The sequence below is a fragment of the Mycobacterium kansasii ATCC 12478 genome (assembly GCF_000157895.3).
GTDB lineage: Bacteria > Actinomycetota > Actinomycetes > Mycobacteriales > Mycobacteriaceae > Mycobacterium > Mycobacterium kansasii.
In genome coordinates, this window is the sequence record NC_022663.1 from 2,773,353 (window position 1) to 2,790,462 (window position 17,110).

The window sequence follows — 17,110 nt, forward strand, 5'->3', positions numbered from 1 at the left end:
CGGTTGGCCGTTAATGCGGCCACGGTGACCGACGTCGGCGGTACCGCGAGCACGGCCCCCGCCCCCGGGGGCCGATCACCCGCGGCAGCGTCGCGCGGGTCGGCATCGCCACCGCCGTCACCGGGCTGTGCGGCTACGCGGTGATCTACTTGGCCGCCCGCAATCTCGCTCCGAGTGGTTTCTCGGTCTTCGGGGTGTTCTGGGGCGCTTTCGGGCTGGTCGCCGGGGCCGCCTTCGGATTGCTGCAAGAAACCACCCGGGAAGTCCGGTCGATGCAGTACCTGGACGTATTGCCGGACGGCAGTCGTATTCATCCGCTGCGGGCCGCCGCACTCGTCGGCGTCGCCGCAGCCGTCGTGATCGCCGGGAGCGCGCCGCTGTGGAGCGGGCGGATGTTCGTCGAGGCGCGGTGGCTGTCGGTGGGACTGCTCAGCGTCGGCCTGGCCGGATTCTGCCTGCACGCCACGCTGATGGGCATGCTGGCCGGGATGAACCGGTGGACCCAATACGGGGCGTTGATGGTGACCGACGCGGTCATCCGGGTTGCGGTGGCCGCGGGCACGTTCGTCGTCGGATGGGGTCTGGTCGGCTTCCTGTGGGCCACCGTGGCCGGCTCGGTGGCCTGGCTGATCATGCTGGCGGCGTCGCCGACCACGCGCGTTGCCGCACGCTTGCTCACACCCGGCAGCACCGCCACGTTCCTGCGGGGCGCAGCTCATTCGATCACCGCCGCAGGTGCCAGCGCGATCCTGGTGATGGGTTTTCCGGTGCTGCTGAAGCTGACCTCCGACGAGCTGGGCGCCCGCGGCGGCGTCGTCATCCTGGCGGTGACGTTGACCCGAGCCCCGCTGCTGGTGCCGCTGACGGCGATGCAGGGAAATCTCATCGCCCATTTCGTCGACGAAAGCACCCACCGGGTTCGGGCGCTGCTGTCGCCGGCGGCGGTGATCGGCGGGATCGGTGCCGTAGGGGTGCTGGCGTCCGGTCTGGTCGGCCCGTGGCTGCTGCGCGCCCTGTTCGGGCCGCAATACCAGGCCAGCGGCGCGCTGCTGGCCTGGCTGACGGCCGCCGCGGTGGCGATCGCGATGCTGACGCTCACTGGCGCCGCCGCCGTAGCGGCCGCGCTGCACCGGGCGTATTCCCTGGGCTGGGTCGGCGCGACGGTGCCTTCCGGCTTGCTGCTGTTGTTGCCGGTGCCGCTGGAGACCCGCACGGTCGTCGCATTGTTGTGCGGCCCGCTGATGGGCATCGGCGTTCATCTGGCGGCGCTGGCGCGTAGCCGATGATCAGTGCAGGCCCAACGTGTAACTTGTGGACTTAAATGACCTCGCATTACTCCGACGTCTGGATCGTCATCCCCGCCTTCAACGAAGCCGCTGTGATCGGCGACGTAATTGCCGATGTGCGGTCCGTCTTCGACCACGTCGTCTGCGTCGACGACGGCAGCACCGATGGCACCGGGGACATCGCCCTGAGGGCCGGCGCCCACCTGGTGCGCCATCCGGTCAACCTGGGCCAGGGCGCAGCCATCCAGACCGGCGTCGAGTACGCCCGCAGCCAGCCCGGCGCTCAGGTGTTCGCCACGTTCGACGCCGACGGCCAGCACCGCGTCAAGGACGTGGCCGCCATGATCGACCGGCTGTCCGCCGGTGACGTGGACGTGGTGATCGGGACGCGGTTCGGCGGATCCGTCACCAACCGTCCACCGCTGCTGAAGCGACTCGTGCTGCAGACCGCGGCACGGCTGAGCCGACGAGGACGGCGGCTCGGCCTGACCGATACCAACAACGGGCTGCGGGTGTTCAACAAGACGGTCGCCGACGGCCTGAATTTCACCATGAGCGGCATGAGCCACGCCACCGAATTCATCATGTTGATCGCTGAAAACCATTGGCGGGTAGCCGAAGAGCCCGTCGAAGTGCTCTACACCGAGTATTCGAAGTCCAAGGGCCAGCCACTGCTCAACGGCGTCAACATCATTTTCGACGGGTTCTTGCGAGGAAGGATACGGCGTTGAACTGGATCCAGGTGCTGCTGATCGGGTCGATCGTCGTCCTGCTGGTGTATCTGCTGCGATCGCGCCGCAGCGCGCGCTCGCGGGCGTGGGTCAAGGTGGGGTACGTATTGTTCGTGCTGGGCGGCGTCTACGCGGTGCTGCGGCCGGACGACACCACCGTGGTCGCACACTGGTTCGGGGTGCGCCGCGGCACCGACCTGATGCTCTACGCGCTGATCATGGCGTTCAGTTTCACCACTCTGAGCACCTATATGCGGTTCAAGGACCTGGAGTTGCGCTACGCACGGTTGGCCCGGGCAGTCGCGCTCGAGGGCGCTCAAGCGCCGCAGGCGTGACTGCGACGCAGCACCGGCGGATTCAGCAGTACGGCGGGTTCAGCCTCGCCTAACGGCCTCGTCAATTCTTCGGCGTCGCCGCCCTGCTGGGTGTACATTGCGGCTCAAGTCCAGGTGTTTCGCGGGCTCTTCGACTTCGTGTTGAAGTCACCGGGAGTTGCCGGCGTCCGCCCTGATGTTGCCCAGTGCAGGTACGCCGCGGGCACGGGGAGAAGGTGCACTGAATGTCAGTCGAGTTCTGTTTGCTCGGCGACGTCGCGGTGCACGTCGACGGGCAGCGGCTCGACATCGGTCATGCGCGGCAGCGGTGCGTACTGGTCGCGTTGCTGGTCGACGTCAACCACCCGATTGCGGTAGACCACTTGGTTGATCACGTGTGGTCGGATCATCCGCCGCACCACGCTCGAAACTCGTTGGCCGGGTATGTGTCTCGACTGCGGAATCTGTTTTCGGATACCCGGGGCGTGGCGCTTGCCCGCGAGTCGGGCGGATATGTGCTGCAAACCGACGCCATGTCGGTGGACCTGCACCGGTTCCGGCATGTGGTACGTCAAGCTCGGGGCTGCCAGGATCCGCTGCAAGCCGCAGACCTGTTCGAACGCGCCCTGGGCATCTGGCGTGGCGAGCCGTTTCCCGCGCTGGACACACCATGGATCAATAGCCTGCGCAGCACTCTGTTAGGCGAGCGGCTGTCGGTGGTGTTGGACCGCAACGACGTCGCACTCCGCGTGGGACGCCACAGCGAGGTGCTGGTGGAACTCACCGCGGCGCATGCCGCCCACCCGCTCGATGAGCGCCTGGCCGGACAGCTGATGCTGGCCCAGTACCGCAGTGGCCGACAGGCGGATGCACTGGACACCTACCGGCAGATGCGGCAGCGACTTGCCGACGAGCTTGGCGTCGATCCCGGCGCATCGCTGGACCAGGTGCACCAGCAAATACTTTCCGGCGACGAGCAATCGCCAGGTCGCGCGCCGACGCCCCACCTGGTGGTCCCCGATCGGCCGCATTCGGCGCTGCTGCGGCGAACGACCAGCTTCGTCGGCCACACACACGAAGTGGCGCGCGTGATCGAGTCAATGGCCGAAGGTCCGCTGGTGACGTTGACCGGCGTCGGCGGCGTCGGCAAGACCCGGCTTGCGTTGGAGGTCGCGCGGCGCGAGCAAGACCGTTTCAGTGATGGTGTAGCCATCTGCGAACTGGCGCCGCTAGAGCATGGCGCAGCGGTCAGCCACACCATTGCCACAGCCTTGCATCTGCAGCAACAGCAGGGGTTGGGCATCGAAGAATCGGTGATCGAATACCTGCGGGCCCGCGAAGTGCTTCTGGTCGCCGACAACTGCGAGCATGTCGTCGAAGCGGTCGCCCAACTGCTGGCGCGGATCATCCAGCACTGCCCGAAAGTGGCGGTGCTGACGACCAGTCGCCAGCCACTTGCGATCGATGGCGAACGGATTGTGGTCGTTCCACCGCTGACCGTCGACGATGCCACCCGCTTGTTTGCTGACCGAGCCCGAGCGGGCCGGCCGGATTTTCATCTCCAAGATCAGCCGGAGGGCGCGGTCGCGGAGATCTGCCGGCTGGTGGATTGTCTACCGCTGGCAGTGGAGCTGGCGGCGGCCCGCATGCGGATGATGAGCAGCACCGACGTCATACGGCGTCTGGACACTCTTGGTGTGTTGCGCGGCGGCGCGCGGGGCAGCCTGCCGCGCCAGCAAAGCATGTCCGCCGCAATCGACTGGTCGTATCAGCTACTCACCCAGGCTGAACAAGCACTGTTTCTGCGGCTCTCCGTCTTCGCCGGGAGCTTCGACCTGGATGCCGCGCACGGCGTGTGCGGCTCCGACGGCGACGTCGCAGAGGACACGCTAGACCTGCTCGCCGGTTTGGTCGACAAGTCGATGGTGGTGGTGCGCAGCGTCACCGGCCGGACTCGCTACGGCATCCTGGAAACCCTTCGGGCCTTCGGCCGCGAGCACCTGCGCGAGGCCGGACTCACCGACACATACGCCGCCCGGCATGCGACCTACTACACCGAACTGGCCGAGCGCGCCGCAACCGGACTGCACGATAGCCAGGAGCAGGACTGGGTCGAGCGGATGATGCCGGATTACGACAACCTTCGCGCCGCGTTCGAGCGCGCGATGGCCGACACCGACACCGACCTTGCCCTTCGTCTGGTCGCGGCATTACCCGAGCTTCTCGGGCTACGCATTGGCTACGAAATGGCCGAGTGGGCCGAACGCCTGATCACGGTCACCCGCCCCGAGCATCCGTTGTTCGCCACGGCCGTCGGGGTGGCGGCACGCGGCGCCTGGGCCCACGGCGACTATGCTCACGCGCGGTCCCTGGCGGAGCTCGCCCAGAGGCAGGTGCCCGGCCCCGGTACCGCACGGGTGGCCTACCCGGCAGACGTGCTGGCCGACGTCACCTTCTTTGAGGGCGATTCGCAGTGGGCCCTGGATTACTGGGAAGGCGAGGTGACCCGCGCCCGCGCCGATGCCGACCCGATCCGGCTGGTGTGGACGCTGTATGAGGTTGCGATCTGTTCGGGCGCGCTGGGCAAACCGGACTACGGGCTACCCGCTGCGCAGGAGGCGGTGACGCTCGCCGACAGCACCGGCAACCCGACAGCGCGGTCGATGGCCTATTTCTCGCTTGGCTACCTGCTTAAGAGATCGGAGCCGGTGCGCGCGACAGCCCTGTTCGACCAGGCGGCAGAGCTGGCTGCGGCGGTGCAGAACTTCTGGCACAGCGGCACCGCATTGATGTCGGCCGCAGCGACCCGCGCCGTACACGGCGATCCCATCGAGGCGGCGCGTATGTTCATCGAGGTGCTCGACCACTGGGACCGGGTCGGTGACTGGTTCGAACAAGGGGCGGCGCTGCGATACATCACCCGGCTGCTGCTCCGATTGGGCGCTGACGACGACGCCGCCTTCCTCCACTGCGCGTTTATCAAGGCTGGCATGCCGTCGCCGTTGCGCGACGAACAATTGGAGACGCTGGTCGACCGTTTGGGCGCCAACCGATTCGAAGCACACCGTGTCTCAGTCAGCGACAGCGCCGCGATGGTGGCTCGGGCTCGGTCGAGCCTGCACCGGTTCGTCACTCCCCCGGCATGACGCGCTGACCAGGCCAAACGGTCCGCACAAGCGCATTTCATGATTCGTCAAGGCCTGCCGCACACCCTCCAGGCACCCTAGGGCCAGCAGCCGGCGCCCGCGCGCGCCGCATGCCCTAGGAGGACCCATGTCGTTTGTCATCGCCGCACCGGATGTGGTGGCTGCCGCAGCCGGTGATCTGTCGAGAGTCGGCTCTGCCCTAGCCCAGGCGAATGCCGCGGCCGCAGGCCCGACATTGTCGGTGCTGGCGCCCGCTGTCGATGAGGTGTCGACGGCGCTGGCGGCGTTGTTCGGTGACCACGCTGCGACATACCAGGCCTTCAGCGCTGAGGCGGCGGCATTTCACGACCAGTTTGTGCGCACCCTGCAGGCCAGCGCGAGCGCCTATGCGATCACCGATGTCACCAGCGCCGGGCAGCAGCTGCTTAACGCGATCAACGCGCCCACCCTGGCGTTGTTGGGCCGCCCGTTGATCGGCAATGGTGCCGACGGCGCCCCGGGCACCGGTCAGAACGGCGGCGATGGCGGGCTATTGATCGGCAACGGCGGCAACGGCGGCTCCGGCGGGACTGTCAGCGTCAATTCGCGGACGCGCGGCTTGCCCGGCGGAAACGGGGGGTCCGCCGGGCTGATCGGCAATGGCGGACGCGGCGGGATTGGTGGAGCCGGCGGGGATAGTGGGGCCGGCGGCAACGGTGGAAATGGCGGGCTGTTGTTCGGTCATGGCGGGGCCGGCGGGCCAGGTGGACTCGCCGCCAACATTGGCGGACCCGGGGGCAATGGCGGCGCCGGCGGGCTGCTGTTCGGCAATGGCGGGGCCGGCGGCGCCGGCGCCATCGCGTCTGCCTTCAGTGGCAACGGCGGCAACGGTGGCGCTGCCGGCATGATTGGCGACGGCGGGCCGGGGGGCGCCGGCGGGGTCGGCAGCCACTGGGGCGGCAACGGTGGTGTTGGCGGCGCCGCCGGCCTGATCGGCAACGGCGGGCTCGGCGGAGCGGGCGGGTTCGCCTCCAACCGCGCCGGACTCGGCGCTGACGGTGGGGCAGGCGGACTCCTGTTCGGAGATGGCGGCGACGGCGGTCACGGTGGCACCAGCAACGCCGGAACGGCGGGGGCGGGCGGGCATGGCGGGAGCGCACGAGGGCTGTTCGGCGGCGGCGGAGACGGCGGCGCCGGCGGGACCAGCTACCTCGACCCCTACCGCGGAGGCAATTGGGACAAGTTCGGCGGCGACGGCGGTAACGGCGGCGCCGCGGGCGTGTTCGGTAGCGGCGGCACCGGGGGCGCCGGCGGCGACGGCGTGGCACGCGGTGGCGCCGGCGGCCACGGCGGCGCCGGGGGCGGCTGCTGGGCAACGGCGGCGACGGCGGCCACGGCGGGGCCGGCGGTGTGGGTGAGATTCTCAAACCCGCCGACGGTGAAAATACCGACAAGTTCGGCGGGGCCGGCGGCAACGGCGGAGCCGCTGGCCTGCTCGGCAACGGTGGTGCAGGCGGCGCCGGTGGTGTCGGCGGCGCCGGAAGCAATGGACCCGCGCGCGGCGGCGACGGCGGCCACGGCGGCACAGGCGGGCAGCTGCTGGGCAACGGCGGCGACGGCGGTCACGGCGGCGCCGGCGCTACCAGGGACATCAGCCTCCCCGCTCCAGGTGAGAACACCGACAAGTTCGGCGGAGCGGGCGGCGACGGCGGAGCCGCCGGCCTGCTCGGCAACGGTGGTGCAGGCGGCGCCGGCGGCAGCGGACTTACGCGCGGCGGCGACGGCGGCGCTGGTGGCTCCGGCGGGAGCTTCGCCGGCAACGCTGGCGGCGGCGGAGCCGGCGGCATTGCCACCGAGGGAGTAGCCGGCGCGGGCGGCACGGGAGGAAGCGCTGGCGGGTGGTTCGGCCAGGGTGGGGCCGGTGGGGCCGGTGGTGACATCCGCGCCAGCAAGATCGTGCCCACCAGTGCGGGTAGGGGCGGTGACGGCGGAGCCGGCGGGATGCTGGCCGGCAGCGGCGGCGCCGGCGGGCAAGGCGGCACTTCCAACGGCGGGACGGGCGGCAACGGCGGCGACGGCGGCCACGCACGGGGCCTGTTCGGCGACGGCGGCAACGGGGGTTACGGCGGGTTCGGGCGGTCCCAGGGCCGCGGCGGCGACGGCGGCAACGCTGGGTTGTTGATCGGTAACGGCGGCAACGGTGGGTGGGGTGCGGCCGGAACCAATTCGGTTGCCGGCGGTCGCGGCGGCGACGGCGGCGATGCCGGCATCCTGTTCGGCTTCGGCGGCAACGGCGGGGACGGTGGTCTCAGCGGCGGCCTGGCCGGCGGTGGCGAGGGTGGTACCGGCGGTCGCGGCGCGGCGATTGGGGCACCCGGGGCACCTGGCGCCGACGGGTGACGTGGTGTGGCGCTGGGCGGCGGCGGGTAGCTGATCCCCGAGTTACGCGTGCCGGAAGTACTCCACCGTGCGACGCACGCCCTCGGCCAGCTCCACCCGGGGCCGCCAACCCAAAACCCGCTCGGCCAAGCCGATGTCGAGGCAGGACCGCTGCAGGTCGCCGAGGCGATCCGGGTGGAACTCCGGGTCGTCGGGTCCCCCGACCGCCGCGGCGACCGCCGAATGCAGTTGGCGGTCGGAGGTTTCGACGCCGGTGCCGACGTTGAAACGCTGCCCACCGCCCGCTTCCCCGGATGCCTTGACGAAGGCGTCCACCACGTCGTCGACGTACACGTAGTCGCGGGTTTTTCCGCCGTCGCCGAACACCTTGGTGGGCTTACCCGACAGCAGCGCCTGGGCGAAGATCGCCACCACGCCCGCTTCACCGTGCGGATCCTGGCGGGGTCCGTAGACATTGGCCGGTGCGATGTGCGAACAGTCCAGGCCGTACAGATGCCGGAAGGTGTTCAGGTAGATCTCCCCGGCCACCTTGCCCGCGGCGTACGGCGAAGCGGGATCAGTCGGGGCGTCCTCACCAGTCGGGTACACCGGCGGGACGCCGTAGATGGATCCGCCCGAGGAGGTGTGCACGACCTTGCGGACCCGGGTGCGGCGTGCCGCTTCCGCCAGCCGCACCGTGCCGATCACGTTCACCTCGGCGTCGAATTGCGGGTCGGCCACCGAATGCCGGACGTCTATCTGCGCCGCCAGGTGAAACACCACCTCGGGCCGGTGCTGGTCGAGGATGGCCTGCAAATCGGCGGTCACGATGTCGGCCTCGACGAAAGTGTGTGCGGGGTGCTCGGCGAGGTGCTCGAGGTTGGTGGCCCGGCCGGTCGCGAAATTGTCCAGCCCGATTACCGTGTGACCGTCGGCGAGCAGACGGTCGACTAGCGTCGATCCGATGAAACCGGCTGCCCCGGTGACGAGTGCGCGCACCGGCCCACCATACAGAGTGGCGTTGGCGGCCGCGTTACTCATCGCAGTTCAACTGGGCGTTCGCGCGGTTCTGGCATTCGGGGGTTACTTCTACTGGGACGATCTGATCCTGGTGGGGAAGGCCGGCACCCAGGGCCTGTTGTCGCCGTCGTATCTGTTCGACGACCATGACGGACACGTGATGCCGGGTGCTTTCCTGGTTGGCGGTGCGATCATCCGGGCGGCGCCACTGGTCTGGACCGGTCCGGCGATCAGCCTGGTGGTGCTGCAGCTGCTGGCGTCGCTGGCATTGCTGCGGGCGCTGCAGGTGATCCTGGGCTGGCGTCCGGTTCTGTTGATTCCCTTGACGTTCGCGTTGTTCACCCCGCTGGGCGTGCCCGGGTTCGCATGGTGGGCGGCGGCGCTGAACTCGTTGCCGATGCTGGCGGCGTTGGCCTGGGTGTGCGCCGACGCGGTCCTGCTGATCCGCACCGGCAACCCGCGATACGCGGTGACCGGCGTACTGGTTTACCTCGTCGGTCTGCTGTTCTTCGAGAAGGCCGCGGTCATCCCGTTTGTCGCTTTTGCGGTGGCCGCCCTGTGGTGTCACGTCGGCGGCGACCCGAGGTCGCTGCGGACGGTATGGCGGGCGGGCTTGCGGTTATGGACGGCCTCGCTGGCGCTGACCGCCGCCTGGGTGGCGCTGTATCTGGTGGTGGTCAACCAGAAACGGTGGAGCTCGGACCTTTCGATGACGTGGAATCTGCTGTGCCGCTCGATCACCCACGGCATCGTGCCGGGCCTGGCCGGCGGGCCCTGGCACTGGGATCGCTGGGCGCCGGCGTCGCCGTGGGGCACGCCACCGCCGGCGGTGATGACCCTCGGCTGGTTGGTGTTGCTTGGCGTGCTTGGGCTTTCGTTGATCCGCAAGCGGCGCATCGGTCCGGTCTGGTTGACCGCGGCAGGCTACACCGTCGCATGCCAGGTTCCCGTTTATCTGATGCGCTCGTCACGGTTCACCGCGCTCGAATTAGCCCAAACACTAAGGTATTTGCCGGATCTCGTGGTCGTGCTGGCGCTGCTGGGCGCTGTCGCGTGCACTGCGCCCAACCGGCCGTCACGGTGGCTGGACGCGTCACTGATGCGCGCTGCCGTGACGACCGGCCTGACGGCGCTGTTCCTGGCCAGCTGTCTGTATTCGACGTCGACATTCCTGACCAGTTGGCGCGACAATCCGACCAAGGCGTACCTGCAGAACGCGAAGGCAAGTCTGGCTGCGGCACATGCTGATTCGAATGCGCCGCTGCTGGATCAGGAAGTCGACCCGCTGGTGCTGCAGCGGGTGGCCTGGCCGGAGAACCTGGCCAGCCACATGTTCGCGCTACTGCGCGACCGGCCCGAATTCGAAACTGCGACAACGCGATTGCGTATGTTCAATAGTTCCGGCAGTCTGGTCGACGCGCGAGTGACCTGGGTCCGCACCATTGTTCCCGGCCCGCAGCCGCGCTGCGGCTACTTCACCCAACCGGACCAGCCGACTCGGCTGGTCCTCGACGGCCCGCTGCTGCCCGCCGACTGGACCGTCGAACTCAACTACCTGGCCAACAGCGACGGATCGATGACGCTGTCACTGTCCGACGGACCCGAGCGGAAGGTCCCGGTGCATCCCGGCCTCAACCGCGTCTACGCCCGGCTGCCCGGCGCCGGGGATGCGATCACGGTGCGGGCCAACACCACGGCGCTGTCGCTGTGCATCGCGTCGGGTCCGGTGGGTTACCTGGCGCCGATGTGATCCCGGTGCGCGAATTCACGCCGACGCGCCCAGCGTGACGTTGCGAGCCGGAGCGGGAAGCCATTCTCCAGCTCGCCGCGGTGTAATGATTGAGGTGCGGTAGTCCGAAGGGGATTCGCAATGACTGCAGTCAAGATGACGCTGCCGCGGCGGATGGCCGCATTCATCGCCAGCCTGGACGCCGCAGCGATGGCCGGAGGGCTGCTCGCTGTCGCGCCGCCAGCCAATGCCGGCTGCCAGTACGGAGGAATCGGCGTGATCAACAAGTGCGATGGGCCCATCCAGCCGGACGGCACCTGGCAACGTTGCGTGACATTTGCCAACTGGGTGCCCCACGGCGCCAGTTCCTACCTCGTGCCCGACAAGCACTGCGATGTGATGGGCGCTGACCAGCACCCAGCGGATTTCGCCTTCGCTGACCCACCGATGCACATCGACGACTGAGCTTCGTTGGAGCCGCCTGGGGGAATCGAACCCCCGACCTATTCATTACGAGTGAATCGCTCTACCGACTGAGCTAAGGCGGCTGTACCCGCTGGCGCCATCGCGCCGGGCGGCACGAGTCTACGGCAGGCGGGCAAAATCACCCAAGCTCCTGGCCGATGGTGGCCACCAGGGCGTCGACTGCGAACTTGGGTTTGACGTTGATCGCCAGCGCTTCGCGGCAGGCCAACACGGCCTCGATGCAACGCAACAGCCGATCGGGTGTGGCATGCGCGGCCAGCGCCGCGGCCCGGTCGGCCATGTCCGGGTGATTGGCAGCTACCGTGGCCGCATTCGCCGACACCAGCAACGCATCCCTGAAATAGCCCGCCAGGTCGATCAGCGCCCGGTCCAGCGCATCCCGCGAGGCGCGGGTGTGACGGGATTTCTGGCGTCGTTCCAGCTCTTTGATGGCGCCCGTGGCGCCGCGCATCGCCCCGGCGGTCCCCTTACCCGTGCCGCCCGCCCCCAGCGCCGTGCGCAGCTCCTCCGTCTCGGCCTCGGCCCGGTCCGCGGTCAGCACCAGCGCTTCGGCCTCGGCGGCGGCGACCAACTCCTCGGCAGCGGCGTAGGCGCGCGACGGCGTCACGGCGTCGCGCGCCAGCCCCAGCGCCCGCTCCCGTCGCTGCCGGGCCTCCGGGTCGGTGGCCAGCCGCCGGGCCCGTCCCACATGACCGCCGCTGACCGACGCCGCCCAGGCCGCGGTGTCGGTGTCCAGACCGTCGCTGTCGGCCAGCACCTGGGCGATCGCCGCGGTCGAGGGCGTCACCAGCGCGACATGCCGACACCGGGATCGCAGCGTGACCGCGATGTCTTCGGGGTCCACCGAGGGCGCGCACAGCAGGAAGACCGTCGATGCCGGTGGCTCCTCGACCACCTTGAGTAGCGCGTTGGCGGCACCTTCGGTAAGCCGATCGGCATCCTCGATCAGCACGATCTGGCGGTGTCCGGTGGTCGGCTTCCGGGACGCGATCTGCACAATGGCCCGCATCTCGTCGACGCCGATGGACAGGCCCTCGGGAATGACACGTCGGACGTCGGCGTGGGTGCCGGCCATCGTCGTCGTGCAGGCCCGGCAGCGTCCGCATCCGGGATCCCCGTCCTCGGGATCGGCGGTGCACTGCAGCGCCGCGGCGAAGCACAGGGCCGCCACCGAGCGGCCAGAACCCGGCGGACCGGTGATCAGCCATGCGTGTGTCATAGTTCCGTCGCCGGGGCCGCTGTGACTGTTGTCACCACGAGCCGACCTGGCGGCGGCGGTCAGCTCGTTTTTCACCGCGTCCTGGCCTACCAGCCGCGTAAACACCCCGGACATCATTGGTGCACATTATTAGTCCCGGATTGGTCCGCGCCGACAGAGACCGATTGGCCGCCGTTTCGCGACCATCCCGTTACCTTTCTGCGCTTCGGCCGGTCAGCGACCACGTGCCGGGACCGCCGTGAGTTTCCGGCCAGTCACCACCGCCGGATACGGTGGGCTCGTGGCTACCGTGGCAGCATTGCCCGGGCGGATTAGCGCGTTCGCCCGGTGGGTGGTGCGCACCCCGTGGCCGGTGTTTTCGCTGAGCATGCTGCAGTCCGACATCATCGGGGCGCTGTTCGTCCTCGGCTTCCTCCGCTACGGCCTGCCGCCCGGTGACCGGATCCAGCTGCAGGACCTGCCGCGCCTCAACCTGGTCATCTTCGTACTTTCGGCGCATGTCGTGTTTTTCGCCGGGGTCGCGGCGAACTTCAAACTGCTGGTACCGGTTTTCCGATGGCAGCGCCGCGACAACCTTCTCGCCGAGGCTGATCCGGCCGCCACCGAGCTGGCCCGCAGGCGCGTATTACGGATGCCCTTCTACCGGACCGTGGTCAGCCTCGTGGTGTGGGCCATCGGAAGTGCGGTCTTCATCGTCGCCAGCTGGTCGGTGGCCCGCTACGCCGCGCCCGTCGTCGCGGTCGCCACGGCCCTGGGGGCCACCGCGACCGCGATCATCGGCTACCTGCAGTCCGAGCGGGTCCTGCGGCCCGTCGCGGTGGCCGCGCTGCGCAGCGGCGTGCCGGAAAACCTGCGGACACCCGGCGTCATCCTGCGCTTGATGCTGGCCTGGGTGCTGTCCACCGCGGTGCCGCTGCTGGCGATCGTGCTGGCGGTGGTCTCCGACAAGATAGCGTTGCTGCACACCGCACCGGAGAAGCTGTTCGATCCCATCCTGTTGCTGGCGTTGGCGGCGCTGGGCATCGGGTTCGTCAGCACCCTGCTGGTGGCCATGTCGATCGCCGATCCGCTGCGCCAGCTGCGCTGGGCCCTCTCCGAGGTACAGCGCGGCAACTACAACGCCCACATGCAGATCTATGACGCCAGCGAGCTGGGCTTGCTGCAGGCCGGCTTCAACGACATGGTCCGGGACCTGTCCGAGCGGCAGCGGCTGCGTGACCTGTTCGGTCGCTATGTCGGCGAAGACGTGGCCCGCCGCGCCATCGAGCGCGGCACCGAGTTGGGCGGTCAGGAACGCGACGTGGCGGTGTTGTTCGTGGACCTGGTGGGCTCCACCCAGCTGGCGGCCACGCGACCTCCAGCCGAGGTGGTCCACCTGCTCAACGAGTTCTTCCGGGTGGTGGTCGATACCGTCGGCCGGCACGGCGGGTTCGTCAACAAATTCCAGGGCGATGCCGCGCTGGCGATCTTCGGCGCACCGATCGAACACCCCGACGGTGCCGGTGCCGCGTTATGCGCCGCTCGGGAACTACACGACGCACTCATCCCGGTGCTGGGATCGGCCGAGTTCGGAATCGGGGTGTCGGCCGGACGGGCCATCGCCGGCCACATCGGCGCGCAAGCGCGCTTTGAGTACACCGTGATCGGCGACCCGGTCAACGAGGCCGCGCGGCTCACCGAACTGGCCAAGCTCGAAGCCGGCCACGTGCTGGCGTCTGCCATCGCGGTCAGCGGCGCGCTCGATGCCGAGGCGTTGTGCTGGGATGTCGCCGAAGTCGTCGAGTTGCGGGGGCGCGCCGCACCCACCCAGCTGGCCCGGCCGCTGAATCTTGCTGCGCCTGAAGAGGTTTCCAGCGAGATGGGCAGCTGAAGCCCTCGATTCGACAGGCTGGCGAATCCGGCTAAGACCGCTTGACGGCCTTCCTGGCAGGTGCCTTGCGGGTGGTCTTCTTGGCGGTCCGCTTGACCGGGCCGCGGGCCCGTCGGTCGGCCAGCAGTTCGGCGGCGCGCTGGTCGGTGATCGTCGCGACGTCGTCACCCTTGCGCAGGCTAGCGTTGGTCTCACCGTCGGTGACGTAGGGCCCGAACCGCCCGTCCTTGATCACCATCGGATTGCCCGACGCCGGATCGGTGCCCAGTTCACGTAGTGGCGGAGCCGACGCACTTTGCCGCCCAAGGCGTTTCGGCTGAGCGTAGATCTTCAGCGCTTCGTCGAGGGTGATGGTGAAGATCTGATCTTCGGTCGCCAACGAACGAGAATCCTTGCCGCGCTTGAGGTATGGGCCATACCGTCCGTTCTGCGCGGTGATCTCCTCACCCGAGTCGGGATCCACGCCCACGACGCGGGGCAGCGACAGCAGTTTCAGCGCATCCTCGAGCGTGACCGTCTGAAGGTCCATGCTGCGCAGCAGCGAGCCGGTGCGGGGTTTGGCAGCGGTGGACTTCTTCGCCTTCTTCGCGGGCTCACCGGACTCGGCCGCCGGTTCGGGAAGAACCTCGGTCACGTACGGCCCGTAACGCCCGTCCTTGGCGACGATCTCGTGGCCGGTCTGCGGATCGACACCCAGCACGCGTCCCTCTTGCGGGGTGGCGAAAAGCTGTTCGGCTATTTCGAGGGTCAGCTCGTCGGGCGTGAGCGAGTCGTCGAGGTTGGCGCGCTGCGGTGCCGGCTCACCATTGTCGCCGGTTACCGTGCGTTCCAGGTACGGACCGTTCTTGCCCACCCGAACGTAGACGGGACGTCCTATGGCGTCGTCGAACAGCTTGATGGAGTTGACTTCTCGCGCATCGATGCCTTCGAGGTTGATGCCGACGAGTTTCTTCAAACCCCCGGAGCGGGCCACCGAATCGGCCACGCCGTGCTCACCACCGAAGTAGAAGTTGTTGAGCCAGTTGGTGCGTCGCTCGGTACCAGCGGCGATCGCGTCGAGCTCGTCTTCCATCGCCGCGGTGAAGTCGTAGTCGACCAGGCGACCGAAATGCTGCTCCAGCAAACCGGTTACGGCAAAGGCCACCCACGACGGCACCAGGGCGCTACCCTTCTTGTGCACGTAGCCGCGGTCCTGGATGGTCTTGATGATCGACGAATACGTCGACGGGCGCCCGATACCCAGCTCTTCGAGCGCTTTGACCAAAGACGCCTCGGTGTAGCGCGGCGGCGGGTTGGTGGCGTGCCCATCCGGGGTGAGTTCGATGGCGTCCAGCCGTTGACCGGGAGTCAGGTGGGGTAGTCGCCGCTCGGCGTCGTCGGCCTCACCGCCGACCAATTCGTCCACGGTCTCCACGTAAGCCTTGAGGAAGCCCGGGAAGGTCAGCGTGCGGCCGCTGGCGGAGAACACCACATCCTGGTCGCCGGCGGTCCCGGCGATGCGCAGGCTCAAGGTGGTGCCGCGGGCGTCGGCCATCTGCGAGGCCACCGTGCGCTGCCAGACGAGCTCGTACAGCCGGAACTCGTCGCTGTCGAGCTCGCGGCGCACCGCGTCCGGCGTCGCGAACGTCTCGCCGGCGGGCCGAATCGCCTCGTGCGCCTCCTGGGCGTTCTTCACCTTGCGGGTGTACTGGCGCGGTGCCGCGGCCACATACTCCTCGCCGTAGAGCTGCCGCGCCTGGGTACGCGCGGCATTGATCGCCGACTCCGACAGCGTCGTGGAGTCGGTACGCATATAGGTGATGTAGCCGTTCTCGTAGAGCCGCTGCGCGATGCTCATCGTCCGCTCGGCAGAAAACCGCAGCTTACGGCCCGCCTCCTGCTGCAGCGTCGACGTCATGAACGGCGGATACGGCCGGCGGGTGTAGGGCTTCTCCTCCGCCGACGCAACCGTGAGCCGGGCGCCGTGCAGGCGCGCGGCCAAGGCGGTCGCGGTCGCTTCGTCCAGGACGGTGACCTCCGGCGAAGGGGAAGCGCCCTTGCGCAGGGCGCCCAGCGAGTCGAAGTCCCGCCCGATGGCCACCCGTCGGCCGGCCACACTGGTCAGCCGGGCGGCGAAGGTGGGCGGCTGGGCCTTCGGGTCGGACACGCTGGCGTCGAGCGTGGCAACGATGTCCCAATACGACGCGCTGCGGAAGGCCATCCGGTCGCGCTCGCGCTGGACGATGATGCGTGTCGCCACCGACTGCACCCGGCCCGCCGACAGCTTGGGCGCGACCTTCTTCCACAGCACCGGGCTGACCTCGTAGCCGTAGAGCCGGTCCATGATGCGACGGGTTTCCTGCGCATCGACCAGGTCGATGTCCAGCTCGCGGGGGTTGGCGGCGGCCTCGAGGATGGCCGGCTCGGTGATCTCGTGGAAGACCATCCGCTTGACCGGTATGCGCGGCTTCAGGGTTTCCAGCAGATGCCAGGCGATCGCTTCACCCTCACGGTCACCATCGGTGGCCAGATAGAGTTCGTCGACGTCTTTGAGCAGGCCCTTCAGTTCGCTGACGGTGCTCTTCTTCTCCGGGCTGATGATGTAGAGCGGTTCGAAGTCGGCGTCGACGTTGACCCCGAGCCGGGCCCACGGCTCCGACTTGTACTTGGCGGGCACGTCGGCGGCCGCCCGAGGCAGGTCGCGGATGTGGCCTCGAGACGACTCGACGATGTATCTGGGCCCCAGGTAGCCGGCCAATTTGCGCGCCTTGGTGGGCGACTCGACAATGACAAGTCGCCGGCCGCCCCCATTGCCGCTGTCACGGCGCTTCGATCTCGGCTCAGCCAACTGCGCTTACACTCCATCTCTGATCCTGGCTCCCCGCGGAACCGCCTCCGGTAGGAAGAGTGCCAGACCGGCACTGAATCTCAGGTGAAATTCCGGTACGCCGCCGTCCCCTCGCCCGTGGGCA

10 protein-coding genes, 1 tRNA gene and 2 pseudogenes are annotated in these 17,110 nt (G+C 68.6%); 9 read left to right on the forward strand and 4 right to left on the reverse strand.

The annotated features are described in order from the left end of the window. Positions 1 to 3: 3 nt before the first annotated feature. The 6 genes and pseudogenes from MKAN_RS11980 to MKAN_RS33230 all read left to right on the forward strand — a co-directional run bounded on the left by MKAN_RS11980 (position 4) and on the right by MKAN_RS33230 (position 7,856). Positions 4 to 1,286, forward strand: a pseudogene (locus tag MKAN_RS11980) (hypothetical protein). Between the two features lie 35 nt (positions 1,287 to 1,321). Next, a complete protein-coding gene (locus MKAN_RS11985; protein ID WP_023368556.1) occupies positions 1,322 to 2,017 on the forward strand; it encodes a glycosyltransferase family 2 protein in 696 nt (231 codons plus the stop codon). Beyond that, positions 2,014 to 2,352 (forward strand): DUF2304 domain-containing protein, encoded by a 339-nt coding sequence (locus tag MKAN_RS11990; RefSeq protein WP_023368557.1) that lies wholly within the window; start codon positions 2,014 to 2,016, stop codon positions 2,350 to 2,352. The genes MKAN_RS11985 and MKAN_RS11990 overlap by 4 nt, the downstream gene beginning before the upstream one ends. Before the next feature lie 224 nt (positions 2,353 to 2,576). Continuing rightward, the gene (locus MKAN_RS11995; protein WP_036394449.1) at positions 2,577 to 5,477 is read left to right on the forward strand and encodes an ATP-binding protein; all 2,901 of its coding nucleotides are present in this window, start codon (positions 2,577 to 2,579) and stop codon (positions 5,475 to 5,477) included. Positions 5,478 to 5,604: 127 nt separating this feature from the next. Further along, positions 5,605 to 7,259 (forward strand): annotated as a pseudogene (locus MKAN_RS12000) (PE family protein); the annotation flags it as partial. A gap of 153 nt (positions 7,260 to 7,412) precedes the next feature. Next, complete coding sequence (locus MKAN_RS33230; protein WP_153044993.1) at positions 7,413 to 7,856, forward strand: hypothetical protein; 444 nt, start codon at positions 7,413 to 7,415, stop codon at positions 7,854 to 7,856. Between the two features lie 42 nt (positions 7,857 to 7,898). On the opposite strand, the gene MKAN_RS12005 is transcribed toward MKAN_RS33230, so the two are convergent. Beyond that, positions 7,899 to 8,834, reverse strand: a complete 936-nt coding sequence (locus MKAN_RS12005) for an NAD-dependent epimerase/dehydratase family protein (protein WP_023368563.1) — start codon at positions 8,832 to 8,834, stop codon at positions 7,899 to 7,901. Between MKAN_RS12005 and MKAN_RS12010 the strand changes: the two genes are divergently transcribed. Together MKAN_RS12010 and MKAN_RS12015 are read left to right on the forward strand one after the other, a co-directional pair. Continuing rightward, a complete protein-coding gene (locus MKAN_RS12010) occupies positions 8,800 to 10,605 on the forward strand; it encodes a hypothetical protein (RefSeq protein ID WP_023368564.1) in 1,806 nt (601 codons plus the stop codon). The two genes, MKAN_RS12005 and MKAN_RS12010, sit on opposite strands and share 35 nt — an antisense overlap. Before the next feature lie 153 nt (positions 10,606 to 10,758). Further along, a complete protein-coding gene (locus MKAN_RS12015; protein ID WP_036394577.1) occupies positions 10,759 to 11,049 on the forward strand; it encodes a CDGP domain-containing protein in 291 nt (96 codons plus the stop codon). A 7-nt stretch (positions 11,050 to 11,056) separates the two neighbouring features. Here MKAN_RS12015 and MKAN_RS12020 read toward each other — a convergent pair. Both MKAN_RS12020 and MKAN_RS12025 read right to left on the reverse strand, forming a co-directional pair. After that, positions 11,057 to 11,132, reverse strand: a tRNA-Thr gene (locus MKAN_RS12020). A 56-nt stretch (positions 11,133 to 11,188) separates the two neighbouring features. Beyond that, a complete protein-coding gene (locus tag MKAN_RS12025; RefSeq protein WP_099185006.1) occupies positions 11,189 to 12,403 on the reverse strand; it encodes a DNA polymerase III subunit delta' in 1,215 nt (404 codons plus the stop codon). Positions 12,404 to 12,527: 124 nt separating this feature from the next. Between MKAN_RS12025 and MKAN_RS12030 the strand changes: the two genes are divergently transcribed. Continuing rightward, complete coding sequence (locus MKAN_RS12030) at positions 12,528 to 14,159, forward strand: adenylate/guanylate cyclase domain-containing protein (protein ID WP_023368567.1); 1,632 nt, start codon at positions 12,528 to 12,530, stop codon at positions 14,157 to 14,159. Between the two features lie 31 nt (positions 14,160 to 14,190). Here MKAN_RS12030 and topA read toward each other — a convergent pair whose 3' ends face one another. Then, the gene (topA, locus tag MKAN_RS12035) at positions 14,191 to 16,986 is read right to left on the reverse strand and encodes a type I DNA topoisomerase (RefSeq protein ID WP_023368568.1); all 2,796 of its coding nucleotides are present in this window, start codon (positions 16,984 to 16,986) and stop codon (positions 14,191 to 14,193) included. Positions 16,987 to 17,110 lie beyond the last annotated feature (124 nt).